The organism is Nitrobacter winogradskyi, assembly GCF_006539545.1.
GTDB classification, from domain to species: Bacteria; Pseudomonadota; Alphaproteobacteria; order Rhizobiales; family Xanthobacteraceae; genus Nitrobacter; species Nitrobacter winogradskyi_A.
The window spans coordinates 70,233-95,332 of the sequence record NZ_BJNF01000016.1 but is presented as its reverse complement, the minus strand read 5'-3'; the positions used below and the strand labels follow the sequence as shown (position 1 = coordinate 95,332).

At 62.2% G+C, this 25,100-nt stretch carries 28 protein-coding genes, 1 tRNA gene and 1 pseudogene; 10 read left to right on the top strand and 20 right to left on the bottom strand.

Features of this window, described 5'->3' with window-relative positions; all coding sequences use genetic code 11:
- Positions 1–12 precede the first annotated feature (12 nt).
- On the bottom strand, positions 13–1,125 hold the full coding sequence (locus tag NWI01_RS03425; protein WP_141382541.1) for a hypothetical protein: 1,113 nt from the start codon (positions 1,123–1,125) through the stop codon (positions 13–15).
- Between the two features lie 484 nt (positions 1,126–1,609).
- On the opposite strand from NWI01_RS03425, the gene NWI01_RS03420 reads away from it, so the two are divergent.
- Together NWI01_RS03420 and NWI01_RS03415 are read left to right on the top strand one after the other, a co-directional pair.
- Positions 1,610–1,855 (top strand): zinc-finger domain-containing protein, encoded by a 246-nt coding sequence (locus tag NWI01_RS03420; RefSeq protein ID WP_141382540.1) that lies wholly within the window; start codon positions 1,610–1,612, stop codon positions 1,853–1,855.
- A gap of 8 nt (positions 1,856–1,863) precedes the next feature.
- The gene (locus NWI01_RS03415) at positions 1,864–3,066 is read left to right on the top strand and encodes an FAD-dependent monooxygenase (protein WP_141382539.1); all 1,203 of its coding nucleotides are present in this window, start codon (positions 1,864–1,866) and stop codon (positions 3,064–3,066) included.
- A 60-nt stretch (positions 3,067–3,126) separates the two neighbouring features.
- Here NWI01_RS03415 and NWI01_RS03410 read toward each other — a convergent pair whose 3' ends face one another.
- From NWI01_RS03410 to NWI01_RS03395, 4 genes are all read right to left on the bottom strand, one after another.
- Positions 3,127–3,516 carry a twin-arginine translocation pathway signal gene (locus tag NWI01_RS03410; RefSeq protein ID WP_141382538.1) on the bottom strand — a complete coding sequence of 130 codons (390 nt, stop codon included), beginning with the start codon at positions 3,514–3,516 and terminating at the stop codon, positions 3,127–3,129.
- 86 nt (positions 3,517–3,602) lie between these two features.
- Positions 3,603–4,874, bottom strand: coding sequence for an aminopeptidase (locus NWI01_RS03405; RefSeq protein WP_141382537.1), 1,272 nt, complete (start codon positions 4,872–4,874; stop codon positions 3,603–3,605).
- 148 nt (positions 4,875–5,022) lie between these two features.
- A complete protein-coding gene (locus tag NWI01_RS03400; RefSeq protein ID WP_141382536.1) occupies positions 5,023–5,205 on the bottom strand; it encodes a hypothetical protein in 183 nt (60 codons plus the stop codon).
- A gap of 72 nt (positions 5,206–5,277) precedes the next feature.
- Positions 5,278–5,366, bottom strand: a tRNA-Leu gene (locus NWI01_RS03395).
- Positions 5,367–5,521: 155 nt separating this feature from the next.
- Here NWI01_RS03395 and NWI01_RS03390 point away from each other — a divergent pair.
- Entirely contained in the window at positions 5,522–5,920 is a 399-nt protein-coding gene (locus NWI01_RS03390) for a hypothetical protein (RefSeq protein ID WP_141382535.1), read from the top strand.
- 18 nt (positions 5,921–5,938) lie between these two features.
- On the opposite strand, the gene NWI01_RS03385 is transcribed toward NWI01_RS03390, so the two are convergent.
- The 4 genes from NWI01_RS03385 to NWI01_RS03370 all read right to left on the bottom strand — a co-directional run bounded on the left by NWI01_RS03385 (position 5,939) and on the right by NWI01_RS03370 (position 8,616).
- The gene (locus tag NWI01_RS03385) at positions 5,939–6,544 is read right to left on the bottom strand and encodes a 2-hydroxychromene-2-carboxylate isomerase (protein ID WP_141382534.1); all 606 of its coding nucleotides are present in this window, start codon (positions 6,542–6,544) and stop codon (positions 5,939–5,941) included.
- Positions 6,545–6,796: 252 nt separating this feature from the next.
- Positions 6,797–7,303 (bottom strand): xanthine phosphoribosyltransferase, encoded by a 507-nt coding sequence (gene gpt, locus NWI01_RS03380; RefSeq protein ID WP_141382533.1) that lies wholly within the window; start codon positions 7,301–7,303, stop codon positions 6,797–6,799.
- A 100-nt stretch (positions 7,304–7,403) separates the two neighbouring features.
- A complete protein-coding gene (locus NWI01_RS03375) occupies positions 7,404–8,144 on the bottom strand; it encodes a competence/damage-inducible protein A (RefSeq protein WP_141382532.1) in 741 nt (246 codons plus the stop codon).
- A gap of 172 nt (positions 8,145–8,316) precedes the next feature.
- Positions 8,317–8,616: an usg protein gene (locus tag NWI01_RS03370; protein WP_141382531.1), complete on the bottom strand. Its 300-nt coding sequence runs from the start codon at positions 8,614–8,616 to the stop codon at positions 8,317–8,319.
- A 422-nt stretch (positions 8,617–9,038) separates the two neighbouring features.
- Here NWI01_RS03370 and groES point away from each other — a divergent pair, with 422 nt between their 5' ends.
- From groES to NWI01_RS18775, 3 genes are all read left to right on the top strand, one after another.
- Complete coding sequence (groES, locus tag NWI01_RS03365) at positions 9,039–9,356, top strand: co-chaperone GroES (protein ID WP_011315414.1); 318 nt, start codon at positions 9,039–9,041, stop codon at positions 9,354–9,356.
- Positions 9,357–9,396: 40 nt separating this feature from the next.
- Positions 9,397–11,037 carry a chaperonin GroEL gene (gene groL, locus NWI01_RS03360; protein ID WP_141382530.1) on the top strand — a complete coding sequence of 547 codons (1,641 nt, stop codon included), beginning with the start codon at positions 9,397–9,399 and terminating at the stop codon, positions 11,035–11,037.
- 122 nt (positions 11,038–11,159) lie between these two features.
- Complete coding sequence (locus NWI01_RS18775; protein WP_181410353.1) at positions 11,160–11,459, top strand: hypothetical protein; 300 nt, start codon at positions 11,160–11,162, stop codon at positions 11,457–11,459.
- 54 nt (positions 11,460–11,513) lie between these two features.
- On the opposite strand, the gene NWI01_RS03355 is transcribed toward NWI01_RS18775, so the two are convergent.
- On the bottom strand, positions 11,514–13,010 hold the full coding sequence (locus tag NWI01_RS03355; RefSeq protein ID WP_141382529.1) for a glycosyltransferase family 39 protein: 1,497 nt from the start codon (positions 13,008–13,010) through the stop codon (positions 11,514–11,516).
- Positions 13,011–13,017: 7 nt separating this feature from the next.
- Complete coding sequence (locus NWI01_RS03350; RefSeq protein WP_141382528.1) at positions 13,018–14,148, bottom strand: glycosyltransferase; 1,131 nt, start codon at positions 14,146–14,148, stop codon at positions 13,018–13,020.
- Between the two features lie 290 nt (positions 14,149–14,438).
- Between NWI01_RS03350 and NWI01_RS03345 the strand changes: the two genes are divergently transcribed.
- The 3 genes from NWI01_RS03345 (at position 14,439) to bcsS (ending at position 16,587) form a co-directional block, all read left to right on the top strand.
- Positions 14,439–15,242, top strand: a complete 804-nt coding sequence (locus tag NWI01_RS03345; RefSeq protein ID WP_141382527.1) for a DUF72 domain-containing protein — start codon at positions 14,439–14,441, stop codon at positions 15,240–15,242.
- Between the two features lie 11 nt (positions 15,243–15,253).
- Positions 15,254–15,715: a DUF488 domain-containing protein gene (locus NWI01_RS03340; protein ID WP_141382526.1), complete on the top strand. Its 462-nt coding sequence runs from the start codon at positions 15,254–15,256 to the stop codon at positions 15,713–15,715.
- Between the two features lie 185 nt (positions 15,716–15,900).
- Positions 15,901–16,587, top strand: coding sequence for a cellulose biosynthesis protein BcsS (gene bcsS / locus NWI01_RS03335; RefSeq protein ID WP_244613625.1), 687 nt, complete (start codon positions 15,901–15,903; stop codon positions 16,585–16,587).
- 30 nt (positions 16,588–16,617) lie between these two features.
- Here the strand turns inward: bcsS and NWI01_RS03330 are convergent.
- From NWI01_RS03330 to NWI01_RS03295, 8 genes and pseudogenes are all read right to left on the bottom strand, one after another.
- Positions 16,618–18,223 (bottom strand): annotated as a pseudogene (locus tag NWI01_RS03330) (NTP transferase domain-containing protein).
- Complete coding sequence (locus NWI01_RS03325; RefSeq protein ID WP_141382524.1) at positions 18,220–18,912, bottom strand: XdhC family protein; 693 nt, start codon at positions 18,910–18,912, stop codon at positions 18,220–18,222. Before NWI01_RS03325 ends, NWI01_RS03330 begins: the two are co-directional and overlap by 4 nt.
- 43 nt (positions 18,913–18,955) lie before the next feature.
- A complete protein-coding gene (locus tag NWI01_RS03320) occupies positions 18,956–19,279 on the bottom strand; it encodes an XdhC family protein (RefSeq protein ID WP_141382523.1) in 324 nt (107 codons plus the stop codon).
- Positions 19,263–20,489 (bottom strand): vWA domain-containing protein, encoded by a 1,227-nt coding sequence (locus tag NWI01_RS03315; RefSeq protein ID WP_141382522.1) that lies wholly within the window; start codon positions 20,487–20,489, stop codon positions 19,263–19,265. Before NWI01_RS03315 ends, NWI01_RS03320 begins: the two co-directional genes overlap by 17 nt.
- Before the next feature lie 12 nt (positions 20,490–20,501).
- Positions 20,502–21,446, bottom strand: coding sequence for an AAA family ATPase (locus tag NWI01_RS03310; RefSeq protein ID WP_141382521.1), 945 nt, complete (start codon positions 21,444–21,446; stop codon positions 20,502–20,504).
- A 1-nt stretch (position 21,447) separates the two neighbouring features.
- Positions 21,448–22,254 (bottom strand): FAD binding domain-containing protein, encoded by an 807-nt coding sequence (locus NWI01_RS03305; RefSeq protein WP_141382520.1) that lies wholly within the window; start codon positions 22,252–22,254, stop codon positions 21,448–21,450.
- 42 nt (positions 22,255–22,296) lie between these two features.
- Entirely contained in the window at positions 22,297–22,782 is a 486-nt protein-coding gene (locus NWI01_RS03300; protein ID WP_141382519.1) for a (2Fe-2S)-binding protein, read from the bottom strand.
- 239 nt (positions 22,783–23,021) lie between these two features.
- On the bottom strand, positions 23,022–23,468 hold the full coding sequence (locus NWI01_RS03295) for an SRPBCC family protein (protein ID WP_141382518.1): 447 nt from the start codon (positions 23,466–23,468) through the stop codon (positions 23,022–23,024).
- A gap of 136 nt (positions 23,469–23,604) precedes the next feature.
- Between NWI01_RS03295 and pcaD the strand changes: the two genes are divergently transcribed.
- Entirely contained in the window at positions 23,605–24,387 is a 783-nt protein-coding gene (pcaD, locus tag NWI01_RS03290) for a 3-oxoadipate enol-lactonase (RefSeq protein ID WP_141382517.1), read from the top strand.
- 130 nt (positions 24,388–24,517) lie between these two features.
- Here pcaD and NWI01_RS03285 read toward each other — a convergent pair whose 3' ends face one another.
- Positions 24,518–25,045, bottom strand: coding sequence for a hypothetical protein (locus NWI01_RS03285; protein WP_141382516.1), 528 nt, complete (start codon positions 25,043–25,045; stop codon positions 24,518–24,520).
- Positions 25,046–25,100 lie beyond the last annotated feature (55 nt).

The window sequence follows — 25,100 nt, the reverse complement described above, 5'->3', positions numbered from 1 at the left end:
TCGGTAAGACGATTACGCCGGCGACGGCGCAGCGGATAGCCGCCGCAAACGCCTGGCCTTTGAACGTTGCAGCGATGAGCGCGTCAGGCGCTCGGTCGCGGTCTTGATCGATGACAGGAAACCGAGCAGCGCCAGCGCGGCGCTGAACACCCACATCGTGAGATTAAACGCACCGGCAGTGAGCAGCAGCGCCCCTCGCCCCAGGATCTTGATGATCGCGCGGGTCTGTCCGCCTTTGGCTTTTGCAAGGCGAGCGGCGCGCGCCACATCTTTCGGGCCCTGAGCGATCCGCAGGATGTCGAGTGCACCGCGCGTCCCTGTCTTCTCGCTGATGCGGCCGACATCCTTAGCGAGGCGCACCAGTCCGCCGGCTTTCTCGGCGCGAACCGCGGCCTTGATGGCGACCGCCGTCTGACGCGGTTGCGCCAGCGATCCCGCCGCTAAGGCCTTTTTCAGTTGCCGCATATCGACCATCTCGCGCGCCGAACGACCTGCCCACCGGCTCAGGCCCTCACCGAGACGCCCGGCCTTGCGGGCATCCTTGACCAGGGTAAGCCCGACCCGGGCCGGCGCAGCGCCGCCAACGGTCACGAAGGTGGCGCCGGTCACGGCGACGCCTGCGACAGCGAGCCCCAGCAACAGCCGGTCGGTATCCTCGCCCTTCGCCAGATGGCTTCCCTCCCGCACGATGTCCCGGACATCACCGAATACGCAAAGATCGCCGGCGAGCGTGCCCGAGAGACTGGCTCCATCGACGGCATTGCCCGTGACCAGCCCGGAGAAGAATCTCCTTGCGACGTCCTTGGTGGAATTCTCTTCTTCGGCGGCCTCGGTGACGCGTTGAGTCAAATCGCCGGGGATCGATATGCCCCTGGCTTCCGCAAGATCGACGAAACTACCCGCAAGGTCCGGATCCTGCGACGCCAGCGCCGCCTCGATGTTGCGCCCGATCAGCGCAGGATCGTTTCGAAGAACGGATTCAAGCTGAAGATCGGCGAGCCGCACGGGGTCATCCTGGGCAACCAGAACGGCGCCGGCATCCGTGGCGCGTGGCAACAGCACGGCGAACGCCGCCGCGCAGATTGCCGCTGCCGCCATCGCGCTGCCAATTCGCCGCTTGCTCATTGAAAATCCCGATCGCGGCGAGCCCTTCGTTGCACGCCCAGGGTGGTGAGCCGTTTTTCAAGCACAGCTTGTCCCACCAAAAAAGGGGCTCCCTCAAACGAAAGGGTTATGTCGAACTGCATGGCTAACGAACCGGCGGATTTTCCAGATCGGGTTCCGGGGAGCGATAGCATTTCGAGCGAAGCATGTCCGCGGGAGTGACCCTGTGGACGAGAAACCGGCTCGCGTGAAAAGCCTGTGAAAACAACAATCTAGAGCCTCACTTCAAATTCAGTCAGAATCAGGATTGCTCTGGAGCCTTTCACCACTTCACGAAAGCGGTGAAGGGCTCCAGCTTTTTGATCTGACGCGTATCTGATCGCAGAACCGGTATCCACTTTTGCGGAATACGCGCTAGGAATTCGAAGCGCCGGCCAGTATGGTGCCGCGCGATGTCGTTGCGTATCGGTGTATCAATGTCTCGCAACGACTTGAGGTTGAAAGCATGTCCGATCACGTCGTTCCCCACTTCCATAACGATACCGGCGTTGCCGTCATTGAAATCGGCTCGCGGGAATTCATGTGTGTCGGAGCCAATCCACCCTTCGATCATCCGCACGTCTTTCTCGATCTCGGCGACGACGGCGAAATCATCTGCCCCTATTGCTCGACGCTGTATCGTTTCGCGGCCGACCTCGGTCCCGGACAGTCCCGTCCTCCCGAATGCGTGGTGAGGGACAAGGCCGCCTGATCTAGCCTGTGCGCACGTTACGCACAGTCGTCATCGCCGGCGCCGGAATCGGAGGCTTGACGGCCGCGCTGGCGCTGGCGGCGAGAGGGTTTCGCGTTCTCATCATCGAAACGGCCGAACGCCTCGAAGAGGCGGGCGCGGGGCTGCAACTTTCGCCAAATGCAACGCGTATCCTGATCGAGCTCGGCCTGCATGAGCGGCTGTCCGCCCGCGCAGTCGTTCCGGAAGCCGTCAGCATCATGAGCGTAAGGCGCGGCGGCGAGATCTGCCGCCTCCCGCTTGGCGAGGCAGCCGCCTCGCGCGCCGGTGCGCCCTACTGGGTGATGCATCGCGCCGACCTGCAGGCGGCGCTGCTGGAGCAGGTTCACGATCATCCCGGCATCGAACTGCGTCTCGGAGCCAACGTCGAAGACGCGGCCGCGTATGCCACCGGCGGGAATGCCGAGGTGTGCGGCGGCACGACAGGCTCACGGGATACCGCATGGGCGCTGATCGGCGCGGACGGCGTGTGGTCCACTTTGCGCAGGCGGCTTTTTCCGGACGCCACGGCGCTGTTTTCCGGCCTAATCGCATGGCGCGGGACCGTCGAGACCGCACGGCTCCCGCGTGACATGACCGCGCCGCGCATACAGCTCTGGATGGGTCCAGACGCGCATCTCGTGACCTATCCGATGTCGGGGGGACACCGGATCAACCTGGTCGCGGTCGTTTCTGGCGGCTGGACTGAGCCCGGCCGGAACGCTTCGGGAGATGCCGCGGACATCCAACACGCGTTCGCGCAAGCGCACTGGTCCCGGCCCGCGCGCTTGATGATCGACGCGGTCGACCACTGGCGCAAATGGGCGCTGTTCACGATGCCGCCGATGGCGGCGTGGCACCGCGACACCACGGCGCTGCTCGGCGATGCCGCCCATGCGATGCTGCCGTTCGCCGCGCAGGGTGCGGGCATGGCGATCGAGGACGCCGCGGTTCTGGCGCAGTGCCTCGGCGAAGCCGCGAACGGAAACGCCGAAAGCGCCGCGTCCGCGCTCGCGCGTTATGCCGGGCTGCGGCGCGCACGCGTGGCGCGGGTGCAAGACACCGCGCAACTGAATGGACGAATCTACCATCTCGGGGGCGTCGCCGCCTCGGCGCGCGATCTCGCCATCAGGGCGATGGGTCCGCAGCGTATGCTGGCGCGTCAGGACTGGATCTACAGTTGGCGGCCCTGAAGCGGACGGACTCAAACTCAATAAACGGCCCTGTCGGAACGCCCCGGTGCAACGCAGGCGTCACCTGCGGGGGTCGCCTGCGGGCTTCTCCTGCGCCGCGGAAGCCTCGTCACACCTGTTTTTCCGCCACGTTTCATCGGCAAGTTTGGCCGAGGCGCGCGTGGTGATGTAGTCGTTGCGATACGCGACTTCGGCAACGGCGACACCCGCCACGCCCGTATGGGCCTTGTCAATCAGCCTCTGCAACTCCGCTGTGCGGGCCGCCAGATATTTGCGCTGCGCATCGAGTTGCGGACAGTCGTAAAGATCATACGTCGCGGGATCGACGAACGCGCCCGAGACAGCGCTGTCGCCGAGATTGGCGCAACCGCCGAGACCGCCACCCATGGTCAGCAAAGAAACGACCGCGAGCAGCTGCAAACGACGGTCATTCACGGTCAGGTCCGACATTATTCCCCATTGACGAAGCCGGACCAAGCGCCCGTTAAACTGCGAAAAAGCACCGGCTCGTGACCGCATTGAGGCCGATCGAACGATCAGGCGCGGGCGGCTTGCGCCCACTCGCCCTTGCGGAAAACGGGAACACGACGACCGTCGCCGCTGATGCCGTCGATATCGGTCTCGCCTGACCCGATCATCCAGTCGATGTGAATGAAGCTCTTGTTGCCGCCTTGCGCCGCGATCTGCTCCGGCGACAGCTTCTCGCCGCCGACGAAGCACTTCGAATAACACTGACCGAGCGCGATGTGGCTCGCCGCGTTTTCGTCGAACAACGTGTTGTAGAACAACAGCCCGCTCTTCGAAATCGGCGAGGAATGCGGCACCAGCGCCACCTCTCCGAGCCGCCGCGCGCCCTCGTCCGTATCCAGCACCTTGTTGAGCACGTCGGCGCCGCGCGACGCCTTGGCCTCGACGATCCGTCCCTGCTCGAAGCGCACCGCGATCCCCTCGATCAGCGTGCCCTGATACGACAGCGGCTTGGTGCTTCGGACATGCCCCTCGACCCGCAAGGCATGAGGCGTCGTGAACACCTCCTCGGTCGGGATGTTAGGATTGCAGATGATGCCATTCCTGGCCATGGAAGCACCGCCCACCCATTCATGGCCGTCGGCCAGGCCCACCGTGAGGTCGGTGCCGGGTCCGGCGTAATGCAAGGCATGGAAGCGCTGACCGTTGAGCCAGTCGGTCCGCTGGCGCAACGCCGCATTGTGCGCGGTCCAGTTCGCGACCGGATCATCGTCGTCGACGCGCGAGGCGGAAAAAATCGCCTGCGCAAGCTTCGCCACCGCGCCGTCCGGGCTGTCGTCGGGAAACATCAGTCTGGCCCATGCCGCGCCCGGATAGGCGACGATGTTCCAGTTGACGTCGAAACCGACAATCTTTTCAAGCGCCGGCTGGTAGGCCACGGAATTCGCCTTGTTGGCGCGGGCGACTTTCGCTGCGTCTTCACCCGACAGCAGCATCGGGTTGTCGCCGACGATGGCAAGCCGCGCGGTGTTGGCCGCGAACGCCTTGGCCATGCCCTCATAGAGCCATCCGGCGGCGCGATCGAAACTCTCGTCCGGCCCGAACCTGAAGCGCGACAACGTGATGTCTTCGTCGGAGAAGAACGGCGTCACCAGTTCCGCCCCCGCCCGGTAGGCATGTTCGGCGATCCGCCGGACCAGCGGCAGCGCCACGGCGGGCGCAGTGATCAGAAGGTCCTGTCCCGGCGCAAGCCGGAGGCCGACCTTGACCGCGACTTCCGCCAGACGATCCAGCTTCACCGGATCGATCGGCGTGACGATATCGCGCTGATGCTGGGTCATGCGAACTTATCCCAAAAAATGACGCCGGCTGAATCGGGACCGCCGACTAGAGCATGATCCCGAAAAGTGGAAACCGGGTTTTCGGATAAGATCATGCTCTAACAAAAAAATAAGCGACGAGTCTGATTCAACGCAGTTGAAACATACTCTAGCTGTTAGGCGTCGTCTTGAAGCGTCCGACCAGACGCTCCCCGTCCCACATTTCCACATGACGGACGCCAACCAATCTCTTTGCGGCTTCGATGGCCTGGGCGTCATCATCGCACACGATGAGTGTGTCGCTCTGGATGTGGCCTTTGTCGTTAAGGATGTAGACTCGATAATCGGTCACCTGTCCTGTCTCCAGATCTTCGTTATCACCGGCGCGCCTGCGGGCGGAGCGGGCCGGCGCCGGTTCACAAAATGGTGCCCCCAACCCGAGTCGAACGGGTACGTCCCTGACGGGACTACAGATTTTAAGTCTGTTGCGTCTACCAGTTTCGCCATGGGGGCGGTGATTTCAAGTCCCTTCGTCTACCGATTCCGCCATGCCCGCGCGCTTTTCTTTTCAGACACTTAGAGAGGAAATGCAATGGCGGTATTGCAAACGGCCCGCGCGTTCTGCAAATGCGTTCCCTCGGCAATGAAACGATGCAGGAGATGAACCCATGACCTCAACCGACGACGTGACGAACCTGGTGGAGCGGTTGCGGCAGGACGCCGAGATGCTCAAGGACGGCTATCAGAGCAACCTCACCGAGCTTTGGCATGGAGTCGTCGTGAAGGATGCCGCAAAGGCTTGCGCGGAAGCCGCCGACCTCATCGAATCCCAGGCTCAGGCGATGAACAACGCCAAGGCGGAATGGGACGCATTGGATCAATCCCACCGATCCATCGGCGAGCAACTCGGCAACGAGGGCAGGCGTCGTATCGCCGCCGAAACCAGACTGAAAGAGGCCGAGAAGGTGGTCGAGATGGTCGCGGCGATGCGAATTAACAACTCCGAGCAGATTCGACTGGTGACGCGCGCCCGCGCCTATCTCGCTTCAAAAGCGAAGGAAGAATAAGAAGCGTCGCGCGCATTACTACGCAGCTTTCTTCCGTTGCAGCGCCTCCCGGATCAGCGGCAGACGGTCGTTGCCGAAATACATGTCGGTCTTGTTCAGGAAGATCGTCGGCGACCCGAACGCGCCGCGCGCGATCGCCTCGTCGGTATTGGCCTTGAGTTCGTTCTTGATGCCCTCATCTCCGATACCGGTCAGAAGCGTTTCAGGATCGATGTTGAGCGACCTGCAGATCTCGGCCAGTACCGGCTCACGCGAGATGTCCTTGTCATCGCGCCAATAGGCTTCAAACACCGACCTCGCGAATGGCACCATCGCGTCATTGCCGAGCCATAGACAGCCGCGCATGGCCTTGACGCTGTTCACCGGAAACACGGTCGGCGGCATCCTGATCGTGAGTCCAGCCAGCCGCGCCCAATCCGCGAGATCCTTCTTCATGTAGTGAACCTTCGCCGCCACCGGATTTTCCCGTGCGGCCGAAACGCTCGGATTGACGTCATTGAATATTCCGCCGGCCAGAACCGGCCGCCACGAAATCTGCACGCCGAATTCTTTCGCCAGCGGCTGGATGTTGTGGAAAGCGAGATAGGTCCAGGGACTGGCGCAGTCGAAGAAGAATTCGATCATGGGCTGCTTCCTTTAATTCGTCCGATCGCATTGGCCCGCCGACCCATGGCTTGTCAACCTTGACTCAAGACGAGTGTGACGATCAGGATTCGATGTCACGATGGCGATCATAGGAAGAACCCGTCGCACTTTTATGTAACATCACGCGACGCCCGCAATTCGCGCACGGTGGATCACTGCGTGGCGCATGACCCCGTTTGAAACGGACGCGCGTTTTCCTTTCCTGTTGCTGGCAGCAACGGCGAAGAATTTCTACGCCGCGCCGTCGCGCAATGGCGGCGCGAAGGCAAGGTCGAGATCCCACGGGAAATAGATCCAGGTATCCTGCGAAACCTCGGTGATGAACGTATCGACCAGCGGCTTGCCGAGCGGCTTGGCGTAGACGGTGGCGAAATGCGCATCCGGAATCATGCTGCGCACCACGCGCGCGGTGGCGCCGGTATCAACGAGATCGTCGACGACCAGGAGATTCCTGCCTGAACCGCCGCCGAGTTTCACTGTCATATCGGAGATGCCTTTCAGCACCTTCAATTCGCTTTTGTGGAGATGATCGTAACTAGCAATACACACCGTATCGATCACGCGGACACCCAGTTCGCGCGCCACGATCGCGGCGGGAACGAGACCGCCGCGCGTAATCGCGACCACCGCATGGAAGGGCCCGGTCTCGTTCAACCGCCAGCTCAACGCGCGGCAGTCGCGATGAAACTGGTCCCAGGACACCGGAAAAGCCTTGTCGGGGGTTTTGTGAGCGATCACTTGTGATTTCCGTCAGGAGTGTTGTCTTGATAGCGCTTTTCGAGCAAAGCATGTCCCTGGACTTGAGTACAAGCACGCCAACCAGAACAACGAGTGACCGTTACTGAGGCACTTTGAGAGCCGCCAGCATCGCCTTCACGGCGTCCATTGCCGTTGTCAGGCTGGCCTGATCGCGGGATCGCACCACGATGCTCGTGTTCGGCGTTCCGTTCTCGTCGAGGAACGGATAACTGCCGATGGCAGTGTCCGGATGCGCCTCGGCGATCTCGCGCAGCGGCGTGCCGATGTCACCCTCACGGCAGTTGCCGCGCACCGATTCCGACAGCATCCGATCGCCGACCTGCAGCGTCGGCGCGACGATGTCCATCATCGCTTGCATGATCGAAGGCACGCCCGCCATGACGATAACGTTGCCGATGCGGAAACCGGGCGCCAGAATGGTTGCGCTTTGAATCGGTTCGGCTCCCTGGGGAATGCGCGCCATCCGCAACCGCGCCTCGTTCAACTCGCCGGGCTTCTGGTAGCGCTCCTTGAAACGCGCCACCACTTCGGGATCATAATCGATGCTGACATCCAGGGCTTTCGCGACGCTGTCGGCGGTGATGTCGTCATGCGTGGGACCGATCCCTCCCGTGGTGAAGACATAGGTGTAACGCGCCCGAAGCGCGTTCACTGCCGCGACGATATCGGATTCGTCGTCGGCGACGATTCGAACCTCCTTGAGATCGATTCCGATATTCGTCAGGTATTCCGCGATGAATCCGATGTTTTTGTCCTTCGTCCTGCCGGACAGGATTTCATCCCCGATCACCAGAACGCCCGCGGTGACAATATCACCCATCACCTCTCCTCGCCGTCAGCAGGCTCTTGTCCCTCGCCACGCAAGGAAACGATCGTGACACGGCTGCTCGCATTCGTGATCATCACATGACGCGCAGCCGCGCCAGCGTCAAGACGCGCACCTCCCACGGCGTAACGGTACGAGCCGGCGGCGTTCCATCGTGAGGCTCGCCTCAATGCAGACGGAACACGCCATCCACCGCGCGCAATTCCGCAGGTTTGATCAGCCTCGAATGCGCGACCGTTACTGAAAACAGCGGACCGTCGAGTTGCTTTTCCCAAAAGGCGAGGAAATCGCAGAGCGCCGGAAACTTCGGAAACATGTCGTAATTCTGCCAGACGTAACTCTGCAACAGCCACCGCCGGTCCGGCCGGCGGTACAGGATTTCCGCCGTCGTCAGACCGTAGCCGAGCACCTGCTTGCGAAAGTCGTCGGTAACGCCGCCGGGCCGCACATCATCCTTCGAAACCATGTTCAAACCTCCTTGGAAGGAGGCTGCGCCATCGGCGAAGTGACGGGCCGGCTTCCCCGATCGCGCCAATGCCTCCATAGACCCGGCTTCGAACCGTTGGCTGACGGCCGCCATCCGTCGACGGATCATCTGGAAAATGTGACGGCGCACCGCCCCGATCACAAGCCTGAAAGCAAATAATAATGTTGATTAACTTAGTTCTGGCAGCAACTTACCGCGCCTGCTAACACAGGTTACGCCTTGCGAAGGATTCGGTGAACCACGTTGGCAGTCTCCACCCTGGATTGCTTAAAAAATCCGCCTGTCACCCTTGTCCGCGTCCCGAGCGTGCCTTATGTCCTGTCCGGTCATGCTGGCACTCGCTGGCACTGACTGCTAGAATTCACAAACATCACAGATTTTCAATGTCTTAGGAGGACTGCATGAAATTCCGTCCGCTTCACGACCGCGTCGTGGTCAAGCGCATCGACGCAGAAGAGAAGACCGCAGGCGGCATCATCATTCCCGACACGGCCAAGGAAAAGCCCTCGCAGGGCGAGGTTGTCGCCGTCGGCCCCGGTGGCCGCGACGAGGCCGGCAAGCTGATCCCGATCGATCTCAAGGTCGGCGACCGCGTGTTGTTCGGCAAGTGGTCCGGCACCGAAGTCAAGATCGAGGGCCAGGATCTCCTGATCATGAAGGAATCCGACATCATGGGCGTCCTTACCGACGTCGCGCCCGCCAAGAAGAAGGCCGCCTGAGCGCCATTCCCTGCACGATCATTCAAAGGAACAACTCAACATGTCAGCCAAAGATGTCAAATTCGGCGTCGACGCTCGCGACAAGATGCTGCGCGGCGTGGACATCCTCGCCAACGCCGTGAAGGTGACGCTCGGTCCGAAGGGCCGCAACGTCGTGCTGGAAAAGTCGTTCGGCGCACCCCGCATCACCAAGGACGGCGTCACCGTCGCCAAGGAAATCGAGCTTGACGACAAGTTCGAGAACATGGGCGCGCAGATGGTGCGCGAAGTCGCCTCCAAGTCAGCGGACGCGGCCGGCGACGGCACCACCACCGCGACGGTTCTGGCCCAGGCGATCGTGAAGGAAGGCGCCAAGTCGGTCGCCGCCGGCATGAACCCGATGGACCTGAAGCGCGGTATTGATCTCGCCGTCGAAGCCGTGGTCGCGGACCTCAGCCGCAACTCCAAGAAAGTCACCTCGAACGAGGAAATCGCCCAGGTTGGCACCATCTCGGCCAACGGCGATTCCGAAATCGGCAAGTTCCTCGCCGACGCCATGAAGAAGGTCGGCAACGAGGGCGTCATCACGGTTGAGGAAGCCAAGTCGCTCGAAACCGAACTCGATGTCGTCGAGGGCATGCAGTTCGACCGCGGCTATATCTCGCCCTACTTCGTCACCAACGCCGAGAAGATGCGCGTTGAAATGGACGACGCCTACATCCTGATCAACGAGAAGAAGCTGTCCTCGCTGAACGAACTGCTGCCGCTGCTCGAAGCCGTGGTGCAGACCGGCAAGCCGCTGGTGATCGTCGCGGAAGACGTCGAGGGCGAAGCGCTGGCGACGCTGGTGGTCAACCGCCTGCGCGGCGGCCTCAAGGTCGCGGCCGTCAAGGCGCCGGGCTTCGGCGATCGCCGCAAGGCCATGCTGCAGGACATCGCCATCCTGACCGGCGGTCAGGCGATCAGCGAAGACCTCGGCATCAAGCTTGAGAACGTCACGCTGCAGATGCTCGGTCGCGCCAAGAAGGTGATGATCGACAAGGAGAACACCACGATCGTCAACGGCGCCGGCAAAAAGGCCGACATCGAGGCGCGCGTGGCGCAGATCAAGGCGCAGATCGAGGAGACCACCTCGGACTACGATCGCGAGAAGCTGCAGGAGCGTCTGGCCAAGCTCGCGGGCGGCGTCGCGGTGATCCGCGTCGGCGGCGCGACCGAGGTCGAGGTGAAGGAGCGCAAGGATCGCGTGGACGACGCGATGCATGCGACCCGCGCGGCGGTCGAGGAAGGCATTGTGCCGGGCGGCGGCGTCGCCCTGCTCCGCGCCTCCGAGCAGCTCAAGCGCATCAAGACCCAGAACGACGACCAGAAGACCGGCGTCGAGATCGTGCGTAAGGCGCTGTCCGCGCCAGCCCGCCAGATCGCGATCAACGCGGGCGAGGACGGCAGCGTCATCGTCGGCAAGATCCTCGAGAAGGAGCAGTATTCACACGGCTTCGACTCGCAGACCGGCGAATACGGTAACCTGATCTCCAAGGGCATCATCGACCCGACCAAGGTCGTGCGCACCGCGATCCAGAACGCCGCATCCGTCGCCTCGCTTCTTATCACCACCGAAGCGATGGTCGCCGAACTGCCGAAGAAGAACAGCCCTGCCCCGGCAATGCCGGGCGGCGGCGGCATGGGCGGCATGGATTTCTAAGCTCTCCTCTCCTTCTCCGCTCGCGGGGAGAAGGTCAGGATGAGAGGCAGTCCTAGCTCAAGCGATCAACGAAATCCGAAAGGCCCGGTGCAAACCGGGCCTTTTTATTTTATTGTGAAAGAATGGCTGAACCGACTGACCGTCTTCAGAGACTTCTTGAATATGTCGTAGCGGAGGGAAGAATCTGCCCTCAGCCGCAACGCTGGAATTTACTTTGGAGCAAACTACCAAATCGGGAACAACATAACGGTTCATGGGTCCTTTCCCCGCCCCTTATTCTTGCCGCTTGGCATTATTCGTCTGACGATGACAAGCAAGAACGACTGCGCGATCATATTCTTTGGGCAGAACGTTTTGGGGAGCTTGATATGGTGGATCAATTCTTAAGAAGCCTTGGCGACTTGGATTGGTATCGCGGTTAACTTGACAGCGTAAGCACCGCGTGCCGCCAGACAAATGAATCAAAATTGTATCAGCTACCGCAGCTCCACCGGCAGCGGCGCGAGCACGTCGCCCGAAGGCTCCGCCACCAGATTGATCTCGAAAGTCTCGATCGTCAGCGGCCCGCGCTTGCGTTGAAGCGTTGCAACTTTCTCGACGTGATTGAACAACTGCGAGACCGGCGGCCAGTTGCTAGAGCCGTCATCGACGAAAAGCAGCCGGCCCGCGAGCTGATCCGCATCCGGCGACGCCGCGTTGATCCAGCGGATGCGCTCGAAGTACTGCTCCACGCAAGTGCCCTCCGGCAGATAGAACCGGAGCCAGCCCGTCATGCCATACCCCTGAGCGAGCACGCAGCGCGCACCGTTTTTCTCACGCAACGCTTCGATCCCGGCGGCAAGCTCGCGCACCCCGACGCCGACGCTGCGCACCGAGGCATCGCGCCGATACCCGGAAAGAATGCCGGTATTCACCTGCACGACCAGGGCCACGAACATGCCGACGCCCACCGGCAGCGCCCAGCGGCGGCAGGCATCGGCGAAATGTCGGCCGCGCTGCTGCCAGCGCGCGACGTCGGAAGCGACCGCCGCCGCGATCGCGAGCGCCGGATAGATCGGCCCAAACCAGTTGGCCTCGACGCGGCCATGCAGCGAATGCCAGACGAAATAGATCGTCAGCGTCCAGACCGTCGCATTAATCAGTACGCGCGCGGCGCGCGTGCCCTCGCCGCGCCTCGACAATGCAAACAATCCCATCGCGGCGAGCGCGAACACCGGCGGCGTCGCGAAGGCGATCTGGGTCGGGATCAACTCGACGATATAGCGAAGGGTGAACTGATCGACGCGCGCGCGGCCGAACTGCTTGGCGAACGACACCCAATGGTGTTCGGCGTTCCAGATCATGACCGGCGAGAAGATCGCCAGCGCCACCAGTCCCCCGAGATAGGGCCACGGCGTCCGCAGCCAGCGCCGCAACTCAGGTACAGCCAACAGCCAGATCAGGATCACCGGTCCGAAGAACAGCGCGGTGTACTTCGACAGCAGCGCCGCGCCGACGGCCGCGCCCACCGCGAGCCACCAGGCCCCGCGCCCGCTCACCAGCAGTTCGGCAAGGCACAGCAGCACGAAACTCGATGCCGCCATCAAGGGCGCGTCGGGAGTTACGATCACGGTGCCGGCCGCGACCATCAGCATCACATTCAGAAAAACAGCCGCCGACGCCGCCGCGCACGCGCTGCCAAACAGCAGCATTGTCGCGCGATAGACCGCGAAGCTCATCGGCAGCACGAGCAGGATCGATGCCAGCCTTACGCCGAGTTCGGTATCGCCCGCGATCATGGTGCCGAGACGGATCACCACCGCCACCAGCGGCGGATGATCGTAATAACCGCCGGCCAGATGCTTCGACCATGTCCAGTAATAGGCTTCGTCGAAGGTCAGCGGCGTGAAGGTCGCGCAGACCAGCCGCAACGCTACCAGCGCGAGGACCGTAAGAACGACGGCGCGGACAGACCACGTCCCGGTCAGGCGCATCGCCGTGCTATCGCCTGCGCCAGACGAACAGGCTGGACACCGCGTAGTTCCAGACCACGCCCATCAACGCACCGGCCGCGCCTGCCAGCCACCATATCGGCTTCTGGTCGTAGACCGAAAACGCGACGCCGACATTGGCGAGCAGGCCGACGCTGCACACCAGATAGAAAATCAGGAGGCCGCGAAGGATCCCGAAGCCTTTCAGGCGCTGGTCGCGATAGGTCAGGAAATTGTTGAGCAGGAAGTTGCTCGTCATCGCCAGGATCGCGCCGAACGCCTGCGAGTGAGGAAATGGCCATGCCAGCACTTCGAGCGCGACAAACAGGCCGACGAAATGCACGACGACACCGACCGATCCCACCAGCGCGAACAGCAGGAACCGCAACGACACCGCATCATGGGTCAGCTTCGCTAGCACGAGACCGAGAAAGTCCAGCGCGACCATCGAATCCAGCTTGCTCTCGCCGTGCAGACGCGAGCCGAAGGTGTAGGGAACCTCCCGGACACGCAACGCGCCGCGCGCCGTCGCGATCACGTCGAGCAGGATCTTGAAACCCTGGGTCGAAAGCTCAGGCGCAAGCCGTTCGAAACGGTCGCGGCGAATCATGAAGAAGCCGCTCATGGGATCGGCGATTTCGATGCGCAGCAGCTTCCTCGCGACCGAGGTTGCCAGCATGCTGAAGCCCGCGCGCTGCTTGTCGAAGCTGTCGGCGCTGCCGCCGTCGATATAGCGGCTGCCGACGACGAGGTCGGCAGCATTGCTTTCCAGCAGCGCGAGCATGGTCGGCAGCCGGGTTTCATCGTGCTGCAGGTCGGCATCCATCACCGCGGCGCACGGCGCGCTCGACGCCAGAATGCCCTCGATGCATGCGCCGGACAGCCCGCGGCGGCCGACGCGCCTGATGCAGCGAACACGGGGATCGACCGCGGCCAGTTCGCGCACCACGTCCGAGGTTCCGTCGGGGGAATTGTCATCCACATAGATGACCTCCCACGCGATTCCCTTCAGCGCAGCGGTCAGTTTCTGGTACAACGCAACCACGTTGTCGCGCTCGTTGAAGGTGGGCACGACGACCGAAAGCTGGCGCGGCATACTGATTGATGGCTCGACCGGCTCCGGTCTGATGGCTTGATTCATGGCGCCAGCATATATCCGCGGCAGCTGGCAATGCCAAGATGACGGGCATCAGGTCAGCGGACGCAGGACCGAACCGGCCGCGAGCGGGAAGTCCTGATAAAAGCCAATCCCGATAAAAGCCGAAGATGTATGGGGAGCTGGCCGAAGCCAACGACCACGAACAACGGAGCGCGCGTACATCCGGCGCAGCCCAGTCATCCCGTGGTCGTTCCGGCGATGGAGCGGGCTTCGACATCGCCGTTGCGTTTAAGGTAGGTACGATCTGAGCGTCCGCAAGAGGCAGGGCCCCCATGGCGAGTAAAGCTGGCAACATTTATATCGGAATCGGCGGCTGGACCTTCGCACCCTGGCGCGGCGTTTTCTACCCGGAGAAGCTGGCGCAAGCGAAAGAGCTGGCATATGCCGCCTCCAGGCTGACCTCGATCGAGATCAACGGGACCTATTACGGATCACAGAAGCGGGAAAGCTTTCGCAAATGGGCGCGCGAGGTGCCGGACGGCTTTATATTCTCTCTGAAGGGTCCGCGCTTCGCCACCAATCGCCGGGTGCTGGCCGAAGCCGGCGATTCGGTGAAACGCTTCTATGATTCGGGCGTGCTGGAACTGGGCGACCGTCTCGGACCAGTGCTGTGGCAGTTCGCACCGACCAAGGCATTTGACGAGTCAGATTTCGGCAAGTTCCTGGAGCTCCTGCCGCGAAAGCTGGACGGGCGAGCGCTGCGGCACGTCGTCGAGGTTCGCCACGACAGCTTCCGCACGCCTGCCTTCATCTCGCTCCTGCGCCCATTCCAGGTGCCGGTCGTATTCGCCGAACACGGGAAGTATCCGGCGATCGCCGATATCGTGGGGGATTTCGTCTATGCGCGCCTGCAAAAGGGCAGCGACGGGATTGAGACTTGTTATCCTCCGAAGCAGCTCGATGCCTGGGCGAAGCGCTTTCAATCCTGGGCCGCGGGGGAGCAACCCGACGATCTGCCGCGCGTGGACGAGGCCCGGCCGAAGAAAGTGCCGCGCGATGTGTTCGCTTATGTGATTCATGAAGGCAAGGTGCGCGCGCCTGCGGGCGCGATGGAGTTGATTGCACGGGTGACGTAACGGAGCACAGGATGGCGTTGACGACGCCCCTCTTCACCATCGGTTACGAGCAGACCCCGGCCAATGCCGTCCTCGACGAACTGCAACGGGCCGGCATCAAGTGGCTGGTCGATGTCCGCGCGGTCACATCGTCCCGCCGCCCCGGCTTCTCAAAGAACCAGCTTGCTGCAAGCCTCGGCGATCGCGGCATCGCCTACCTGCACCTGCGAGGGCTCGGAACGCCAAAGCCAGGCAGGCTGGCCCGGCGCAGCGGCAAATTCGACCTGCTGCGCGAGATTTACGCCGCGCATCTGAAGACGCCGCAGGCCCGCGAGGAAATCGACGAACTCTCGGCGCTTGTGAGGCAGTCCGGACCGGTCTGCATTCTCTGCTATGAGCGCGATCATCAGCATTGTCACCGTCGATGGATCGCCGAGACCATCGAAACCCGCGACGGCGTCACGGTGGAAAACCTGGCCGCGCGGCCGCGTTGAGAGCTCGGACGGCTAAAAAAACCTTAAGGGTGTTTCCATATTGTTCACTACGCGATACCCCGCCCGCCTGCTATCAGTAGTTGTACGTAGGGGCGTTTGGAGCTTGCGGGGGCTGAGGTACGTTGGGGAGCGTGCGCGCAGTTTGCATGGCCGCCTTGCTGGCATGGCCGATGATCGGTCGGTCAGTGGCCCAGCCCGTAACCGGTCCACCGCTGACCGACAATCTCATCGGCGGCTCCAAACCCGAACGCTTCCTGTTTTTCAGCGGTGTTGACGTCTGGCGCAACGGACTGGCCGGATACGACGGAATGCTGCTGGCCCCGCAGGGTGACCTGAACAAGGATGGCTTTCTGGTTCGCCTGTTCATGTCCGACAACATAGAATTTTACGATACCGCGACGCGACGCTTCACCACCAACATCTTCCGCGCCTCGGCCCTGCCCGGCTGGCGGATCAAGCGCGGCGAACTCGAGGTCCGGATGTTTGCCGGTCCAACCCTCGAAATTCGCGGGTTCAAACCCGCCGTCCAGATCGACAAGCTGAGCGGAAGCCGTTTCGGCGTCCAGTTGGCGAGCGAGCTATGGTGGGAGCCCACGCCGGCGATGATGGTCGCCGCCGCCGCCGCGGTCACCACCGTCAACTCGGTTTACAGCGCCCGCGCCGCGGCAGGCTGGCGCTTGTTCGACCGGTTCTGGATCGGGCCCGAAGTATCCATGTCCACCGATCGGTTCAGCACCCAGTACCGGCTCGGCGCCCACCTCACGGGCTTCAGGACGGGGATACTGGAGTGGTCGGCCGGCGTCGGTCTCGTGCAGGACAGCTTCGACCGCAACGGCGTTTACGGACGCATCAGCGCCCTGTTCCGAAAGTGAGTTTTCAACGGGGCTCCTGACAGAACGGTATCAGCCGCGTTGAAGCGCTACCAATGCTTGAGGCGTATCGATATCGAGGAAGGCGCCGTGAGCATCGACAGAGACTTCAGCGACCGCCGCGGCATGACTCGCGAGCAGATGGCGCCCACCGATATCGCCGTCAAGCGACATGAGCTCGCCGAAGAAGCGCCGCGACCACAACACCGGGTTGCCCTGCCTGCCGTCGCTGACAGGCACGGCGATCAACTGGCCGAGATCCGGTGCAAAGGCCGCGATCAGCTGATCCATAAGATCCGCATCGACCAGCGGCATATCCCCAAGGCAGACCAGCGCGCCTCCTGCCTCTTTCGGGATCGCGCCGATGCCAACCCTGATGGAACTGGCAAGACCATCGGGGAAATCCGGATTGTAAACGAACGTGACGTTGAGTCCTCGCAGCGCGCGCTCGACCTCCGGGGCCTGATGGCCGGTGACGACGGTTACGCTCGACGCTTTTGATGCCAGCACTTGCTCTGTCACGATGCGCAGCAGCGGCTTGCCGCCCACCTCCGCCAAGAGCTTGTTGGGACCACCCATGCGGGTTGAACACCCGGCGGCGAGAATCAACGCGGCGATATTGCAGTTACTGTCAGCCGCAGGTGAGATACGCGGTTGCGGCCGCGTCACGATTTCCATCAACAGGCCGCCCACCCCCATGCCGGTCAGATCGCGTCTGGCGACCTTCAGTCCGGCGAGCAGGCGCATCAGCACCCAGTCGAACCCGTTCTCGACGGGGGACCGTGCGCAGCCCGGCGCACCCAGCACCGGCACGCCGCGCGCTTTCCCGATCATAAGCAGATTCCCGGGATCAACCGGCATGCCGAAATGATCGACCACGCCGCCGGCCCCGGTGAGAGCCGCGGGAATGACATCGCGACGATCTGCGATCGCGGATGCGCCGAACACGATGACCAGTTCGGCGCCGAGGTCGAGCATTTCCTTGATCGCGGCCGACAGCACGGACTCCTCATGCGGCACGCGTCGCTCGGCGATGATGGTCGCGCCTGCCGGCGCAAGACGCTCGGCGGTCACGCGCAAGGTCTTGTCGATCACCTTCGGCGCAAGACCGGGGAGCATGGTCGAAACGATGCCGACGCGCTTGATACGGTAAGGCGCAACCCGCAACACGTCACTTCGTGCCGCCGCCACCGCGGCATCGCGCAGCTTCGCCTCAACGCCAAACGGAATCAGCTTGACGGTGGCGACCATCTCACCCTGCACGACCGGCTTGTAGGCCGGCAGCGTGGCGAACGTAATGGCCTCATCGATATTGTTGATGCGGTTGACCGCCGGGCGATCGACCACCAGCACGCCGGCCCGCGCGGCGAACAGATTGGCCCGGCCGGTAAACGCCCGCTCCACCGTGACGCCATCACCGGCAACGGCTTTCGCGACATCCGCGGCCGCCACATCCTCGGACACATCGCCATCCTCGAGACGGACGACGACGACCTCCTTTACCCCCCGCTCTGTTGAGCGCCTCAACCTCCATCGGCCCGATGATCGTGCCCTTCTTGAGCACAAACGCACCCTGCCGCAGGGTATGAACGGTAACACCGCCAACGGCGTCGTCCGGAGTAGCAGGACCAAATTTCATGCCGTGCTCGCTTTCGGCAGCCTCAGCTGCGCCGTGATCTCCGCCATGATCGCGACGGCGATCTCGGAGGGCGAGATCGCGCCGATCTCCAGACCGATCGGCGCGTGAATGCGTTCGATGCTGGCCTCGGAAACGCCCTCTGCTCTCAGGCGAACGGCGCGCTGACCGTGGGTATTCCGCGAACCCAGCGCTCCGATGTAGAAGCAGTCGCGCTCCAGCGCGTGCAATAGCGCGGGATCGTCGATCTTGGGATCATGAGTGACGGCAACGAATGCTGTATAATGATCGATATTGAGCGGCGGCAGCGCAACGTCCGGCCATTCGGCGATCAGCCTCACGTCAGGAAACCGCTCAGGACTTGCAAATGCCGAGCGCGGATCCACCACGGTGACATCATAGCCGAGCGACCGCGCCAGCGGCGCCAGCGCCTGACTGATATGAACCGCGCCGATGATCACAAGCTTGGCTGTCGGCGCATAGACGTTCAGGAACAGCTCCCGGCCCTCGACTTCAATCACGCTGCTCTTGCCCATACGCAGATGTCGTTCCAGTTCGATATGCAGCGGATCACGGGCGATGTCGGCGGCCCTCACGAGGCGCTGCTCGCCATTACCGATATCGGTCACCACGATCACCGGCCTCCGCGCGGCTCGCTCGGTATTGATCGCTGAAAGGGTGGCAAGCTTCACAAGGAACGTCCGGGATCAAATGCGTCAACATACAGCAATGGCGCTACACGACTTTCTCGACAAATACCCGGATCCTGCCGCCGCATGACAGGCCGACAGTCCACGCCGTCTCATCCGCCACGCCAAACTCCAGCATCCTGGGCGCTCCGCTGGAAATCACGTCGAGCGCCTCGGTTACCACGGCGCCTTCGACGCAGCCGCCCGAGACCGAGCCCAGAAACGTGCCGTCTTCGTTGACGACAAGATTCGAGCCAGCCGGACGCGGCGCGGAGCCCCAGGTTTCGATGACCGTCGCCAGCGCAACGCCTTTGTCCACCTCCGCCCAACTTTCCGCCGCCTTCAGAATATCCTCATCGCGATCGAGCATGATGCCCCTCGTTCAAGCCGCGGGCGGCACCGCGACCATGTCGTCCCGGTGCTTGAGAAAGCGCGGCAATGAGTCCCTCGATAGATGACAGATTATGCACCGGGCGAAATTCGTCAACGTGCGGCAACATCATCTTAATGCCTTGCGCCCTGGGTTCAAAGCCATCATAGCGCAATAGCGGGTTTAGCCAGATCAATCGGCGGCAGGATCGGTGCAGCCGATCCATCTCGAACGCCAGCTTGGAGTCGGCCTCCCGCTCCAGCCCGTCCGTGATCATCAGAACCATGGCGCCCTGCCCGAGCACGCGCCTGCTCCACAGCTTGTTGAAATCGTGCAGTGAGGTCGCGATCCGCGTTCCCCCCGCCCAATCCTCCACCACCGAGGAACAGGCGGCCAGCGCCTCGTCGGGATCGCGCGCCCGCAGCGCGCGCGTGACATTCGTCAACCGCGTTCCGAACAGAAAGACCGAAACGCGCCCGCGCCGGTTTGTAGCGGCATGGAGAAAATGCAGGAACAGGCGGGTATAGTCGCTCATCGAGCCGGAGATATCGAGCAGGGCGACGATCGGAGCCGGCTTGTCGATCCTGCCAAGGCGATGAATATCGACAATCTCGCCCCCGGTGTGCAGCCCGCCGCGTAGCGTGCGACGCAAATCCAGCCGCAACCCTCGTGAATCGGGTCGGGTGCGGCGTATGCGCAGTCTGGCTTGCGGCAGCTTCATCTTCGCGATCATCCGCGTCACTTCGGCCAGTTCGGCTGCGCTCATCTGCGCGAAATCCTTCTTTTGCAGCACCTCCAGATCGGAGACTGAAGGCCGAATCTCCTGTCCCTCCGACGCCTCGCGCTCGCTCATGATCGCAGGCGGCGACAATGCTTCGAGAACGCGCCGGGACACCGACGGCGGCGATTTCCTGGCCTGGTCCAGCGGCTGGACCGGATCCAGCATGTCTTTCCCTTCCTTCGCGATGCGAAAGAAAAGATCAAATGCCTGGGCGAATATCAGCGCGTAGTCGTGGCGCGTGATCAAAACCGCCTGAAGCGTGCTGAAGACATCCGCACGATTGCCGATGTCGATCAGGCGCAAAGCCTTCAGCGCGTCGATGACCGCACCGGAACCCACGGGAAGACCACAGGCGCGCAGCGTACGGGCGAAACCGGCGACATTGTCCGCGATGTGACCGGCCGGCGAATCGAAGTGATTGATAGCCATGCGAATTCCGTCTCATGGCTCGGTGGCGGCTTCTTTCAGCAGGTTTTGCAAGACATCGTCCTGCATCCGGCTGATATCGTCCTGATATTTCAGGAGCGCGCCGATCGTATCGCCGACGATCTGCGGCGTCAGCAAACGGGTATCGAGTTCGGTCAGCGCCGTCGCCCAGTCGATGGTCTCTGCGACGCCCGGGTTCTTGTAGAAATCCCGGTTGCGCAGCGCCTGCACGAAACCCACCACCTGCTGCGACAACGCCGCGGAGATGCCGGGCACCCGTGACCTGACGATCGCAAGTTCACGCTCGGTGGAAGGGTAATCCACCCAGTGATAGAGACAGCGGCGCTTCAGGGCATCGTGAATTTCACGTATCCTGTTCGACGTCACGATGACGATCGGCGCCGATGCCGCCCTGACGGTGCCGAATTCGGGGATCGTCACCTGGAAGTCACTGAGAATTTCCAGAAGAAAGGCCTCGAAAGCCTCATCCGCGCGATCGAGCTCGTCGATCAGAAGCACCGGCGGGCCGCGGACATCCGGCTCCAGAGCCTGGAGCAGCGGCCGTTTGATCAAATACCTCTCCGCGAAGATGTCGCTGGACAACCGCTCGCGATCGGTGTCACCCGCCGCTTCAGCCAGCCGGATCGCAATCATCTGAGCGTGGCTGTTCCACTCATAGGCGGCGGAGGCGAGATCCAGTCCTTCGTAACATTGCAGCCGGATCAATCTGCGACCCAGCGCCGCCGACAGCACTTTAGCGATCTCGGTCTTGCCGACACCCGCCTCGCCCTCGACGAACAGAGGCCGCGCCATGCGCAGCGAGAGAAACACCACGGTCGCCAAGGAACGCTCGGCGAAATAGCCGTGCTTCGCCAGCAGGTCGAGCGTGGCATCGACGGACGATGGCAGCGCCGATTCCGCTATCATGAGATCCGGCCCGGCGCGGCGAGCATCTCGCATGTCATGCCCTATCATTCGCTGCATCAACGGCGCGGCGCGCAAGCACCCCGATCAAATGCGCGCGATATTCCGCGCTGCCGTGCAGATCGCTGTTGAGTCCGTCGGAGGGAACGCTCAACCCCTCAAGAGACTTCGACGTGAAACTCTTCTTCAGAGCCTCCTCGAACGCCGCCAGGCGGAACACGCCGTCGGCCCCCGCGCCGGTGACGGCGACACGCACATCCGACGGCAATCTGGCAACGAACACGCCTACCAGCGCGTAGCGCGAGGCCTGGTTGCGAAACTTCTGATAGGAGGCCTGCTTCGGCAGCGGAAACATCACCTGTGTGATGATCTCATCCGCCTCCAGCGCAGTAGAAAACATGCCCTGGAAATAGTCATCCGATTTCAGGCGCCGCTTGCTGGTGACGATGGTGGCGTCGAGCGCCACACACGCCGTCGGATAATCGGCGGTAGGATCGTTGTTGGCCAGCGAGCCTCCGATGGTGCCCTTGTGGCGCACGGCGGGATCGCCGATCATCGCCGCGAGTTCGGCCAGCGCCGGGATGGCCTCGCCCACAATCGAGGAGTCCGCGACATCGGCGTGCGTCGCGGTCGCGCCTATCGCCAGCAAGCCTTCCCTCATCGCGATACTATCGAGCCCTTCGATATGAGAAAGATCGATCAGGTGCGCGGGGCTTGCAAGCCGCTGCTTCATGACCGGCACCAGCGTGTGGCCTCCCGCGATCAGCATGGCATCCTCGTTCTCGGCCAACAGGTTGACGGCCTGTTGCAAGGTCTCCGGCCGATGATACTTGAATTCATACATGGCTCAGGTTCTCTGATGTCGTCCCCGCGGTGCTGGCCAATCTCACGCGAAATCGGATTTGGCCATCGCCGTCGCGCCGGCCGCAATCGATGCGACGATATTCTGATAGCCGGTGCAGCGGCAGAGATTGCCCTCCAGTTCCTCGCGAACGGTACGCTCGTCGAGATCGTAGCCCTTGCGGCGAACCATATCGATTGCGCTCATGATCATGCCCGGCGTGCAGAAGCCGCACTGGAGACCATGGTGCTCGCGAAACGCCTCCTGCATCGGATGCAGCGGGGCGCCGTCGGCTGCGAGACCTTCGATGGTCCTGATCTCGTGTCCGTCGGCCATCACCGCCAGCGTGGTGCATGACTTCACCGCCTTCCCATCGAGATGCACGATGCAGGCGCCGCACTGCGAGGTGTCACACCCGACATGGGTGCCGGTGAGACGCAGGTTTTCGCGCAGGAAGTGCACCAGCAACGTGCGGGGATCGATATCGGCGGTGGTCGGTTCGCCGTTCACGATCAGCGAAATCTTGGCCATTGGCGCTCTCTACGGTCGCACGTCGGAATGATCGCGCTTTATAGCACGATATGAGCCACCCTAGAGCCTTTTCGCTTCTGATGGAATCAGAAGCGAGGCTCTATGATTTTGATTTCACGCGTTTTCTTCACGCGAACCGGTGTCCACTTCGCTTGAAAACGCTCTAGTAACGGGTTCATGCGGGCAGCGCCGGTCGCGCCGATAAAGAGATCGTCGATGGGTCTGCCCCAAAGTCGCTTTTATCCCTCAACGGCTTTGGCAAACTTCGCAAAAAACTCACCGGCCAGCTTCCTGGCCGTACCGCTGATCAGCCTTTGCCCCAATTGCGCCAGCTTGCCGCCGATCTGTGCCGCGGCTTCGTATTTCAGAAGAGTGCCGCCATGATGATCGAGCAGCACCACGGTTGATTCACCCTTTGCAAACCCGGCCAGGCCGCCTTCCCCCTCGGCTGCAATCCTGTATCCGTTCGGCGGGTCGATATCGCTGAGCATCACCCTGGCCTTGAAGCGGGCGGATACCGGACCGATTTTCAATCTGGCGACAGCCTGGAACTGGTTCTCGTCGACCTTGATGAATTCCTCGCAACCGGGAATGCAGCTTTTCAAGACTTCAGGGTCGTTGAGCCGGGCCCATACAAGATCGCGAGAGGCTGCGAGCTCGACCTCGCCGTTCACTGTCATCGCCATGAGCCTGCCCTCTTGGTCGGCGGTCACGCTGTTCCGAAAGCGCCCACCCTTGACGTAGAGGACGACGGCCGCAAAAGAAAGAGACGGCGGGAATCGCTCCCGGCTCAGACGCTTGAGGCTGGCAGGAGAAACGACAATGCCCATGATCGATGCGGATGGCTGCCTGCTGAATGTTTCCGTCGAGGGGCGCGACGGCGGCCCGACTCTGATGCTGTCGAACGCGCTCGGCTGCACGTTGCAGATGTGGGAGCCGCAGATGGCGGCGCTGTCTAAGCTGTTCCGGATCATCCGCTATGACCGGCGCGGCCACGGCAAGTCCGGCGTGCCGCCCGGTCCCTATTCGATGGAGCGCTTTGGCCGGGACGTACTGGCGATTCTCGATGACCTCAACATTGCGAAGACGCACTGGTGCGGATTGTCCATGGGCGGCATGGTCGGCCAATGGCTCGGAGCACATGCGCCGGAACGTTTCGACCGCATCATTCTCGCCAACACGAATTGCTACTATCCCGATCCGGCCAACTGGCACGCCCGCATCAAGACCGTGAAGGAAGGCGGCATCGCCGCGATCGCCGAGACCGTGATCAGCGGCTGGCTGACCACCGGCTTTCGCGAACGCGAACCTCAGGTCACCGCGAAGATCAAAGCCATGCTGAGCGCTTCTCCGGTGGAAGGCTACATCGCCTGCTGCGAGGCGCTGAGCACCCTGGATCAGCGCGCGCTGCTGCCCCGCATCAAAAGCCCTACGCTGGTCATCGCCGGACGGCACGACCAGTCGACGCCTGTCGCGGCCGGAGAATACATCCGCAGCCGGATTCCTTCCGCGAGCATGACCATTCTCGATGCCGCGCATATCTCCAACGTCGAACAATCACATGCCTTCACCGAGGCGGTGACCGGATTTTTGATGCAGCAATAGAGCGTTTTCGAGCGAGTGGATGACCTGTTCGCGTGAAGAAAACGCGTCAAATCAATATCTGAAGCCCGCTTCTGATTCCGTCAGACGCGGGAAGGCTCTCGCCAAGCGGCCAGAAAACCGGCGTGATAATTCAGGAACTGGAACTGGTGAAAGGCTGGACGTCCGGCTGCGAAGCCCATTGCCGCACCGGCGGCGGATCGCGCTGGAACGGCGGCTCGGTCGCCATCAGGATCGCACCGCCAAGCAACAACAGCAGTTCGGTCGCATGCAGGCGCAACGCGGCCATCTCGCCGACCTGTGACGCCATCACCATGCTGGCGAAGGTAATGAGGCTGCCGATGCCGAGCGCCAGCGCCAGCGCCTCGTCAAAGCTGCCTGACTTCCGGACCGAAGCGCGCGTGGTCATCACCAGAAAAACCGCGAAGAACACAACCACCGTCATTTTTCCGAGCGCCAGAAGCCAGGCAAAACGCACAAGGTCCATCGCCACGACATGCAGATGGTCGCTGAGAAACAACGCGACCGACACATTGGCCAGATCGTAAAGTCCGTGCACCGGCGACGCCACGATCTTGAATGCGACGAAGGTCCAGACCGGAATGAAATAGAGCGCCAGCAACGCTCCGTTGACGGTGCTGATGCGCCAGGAACTGGTCATGCGCCATCCCCGCTTTCGCGTGGCCGCCGTGTCGAAGAGCCGGCGCGGCCTTGAC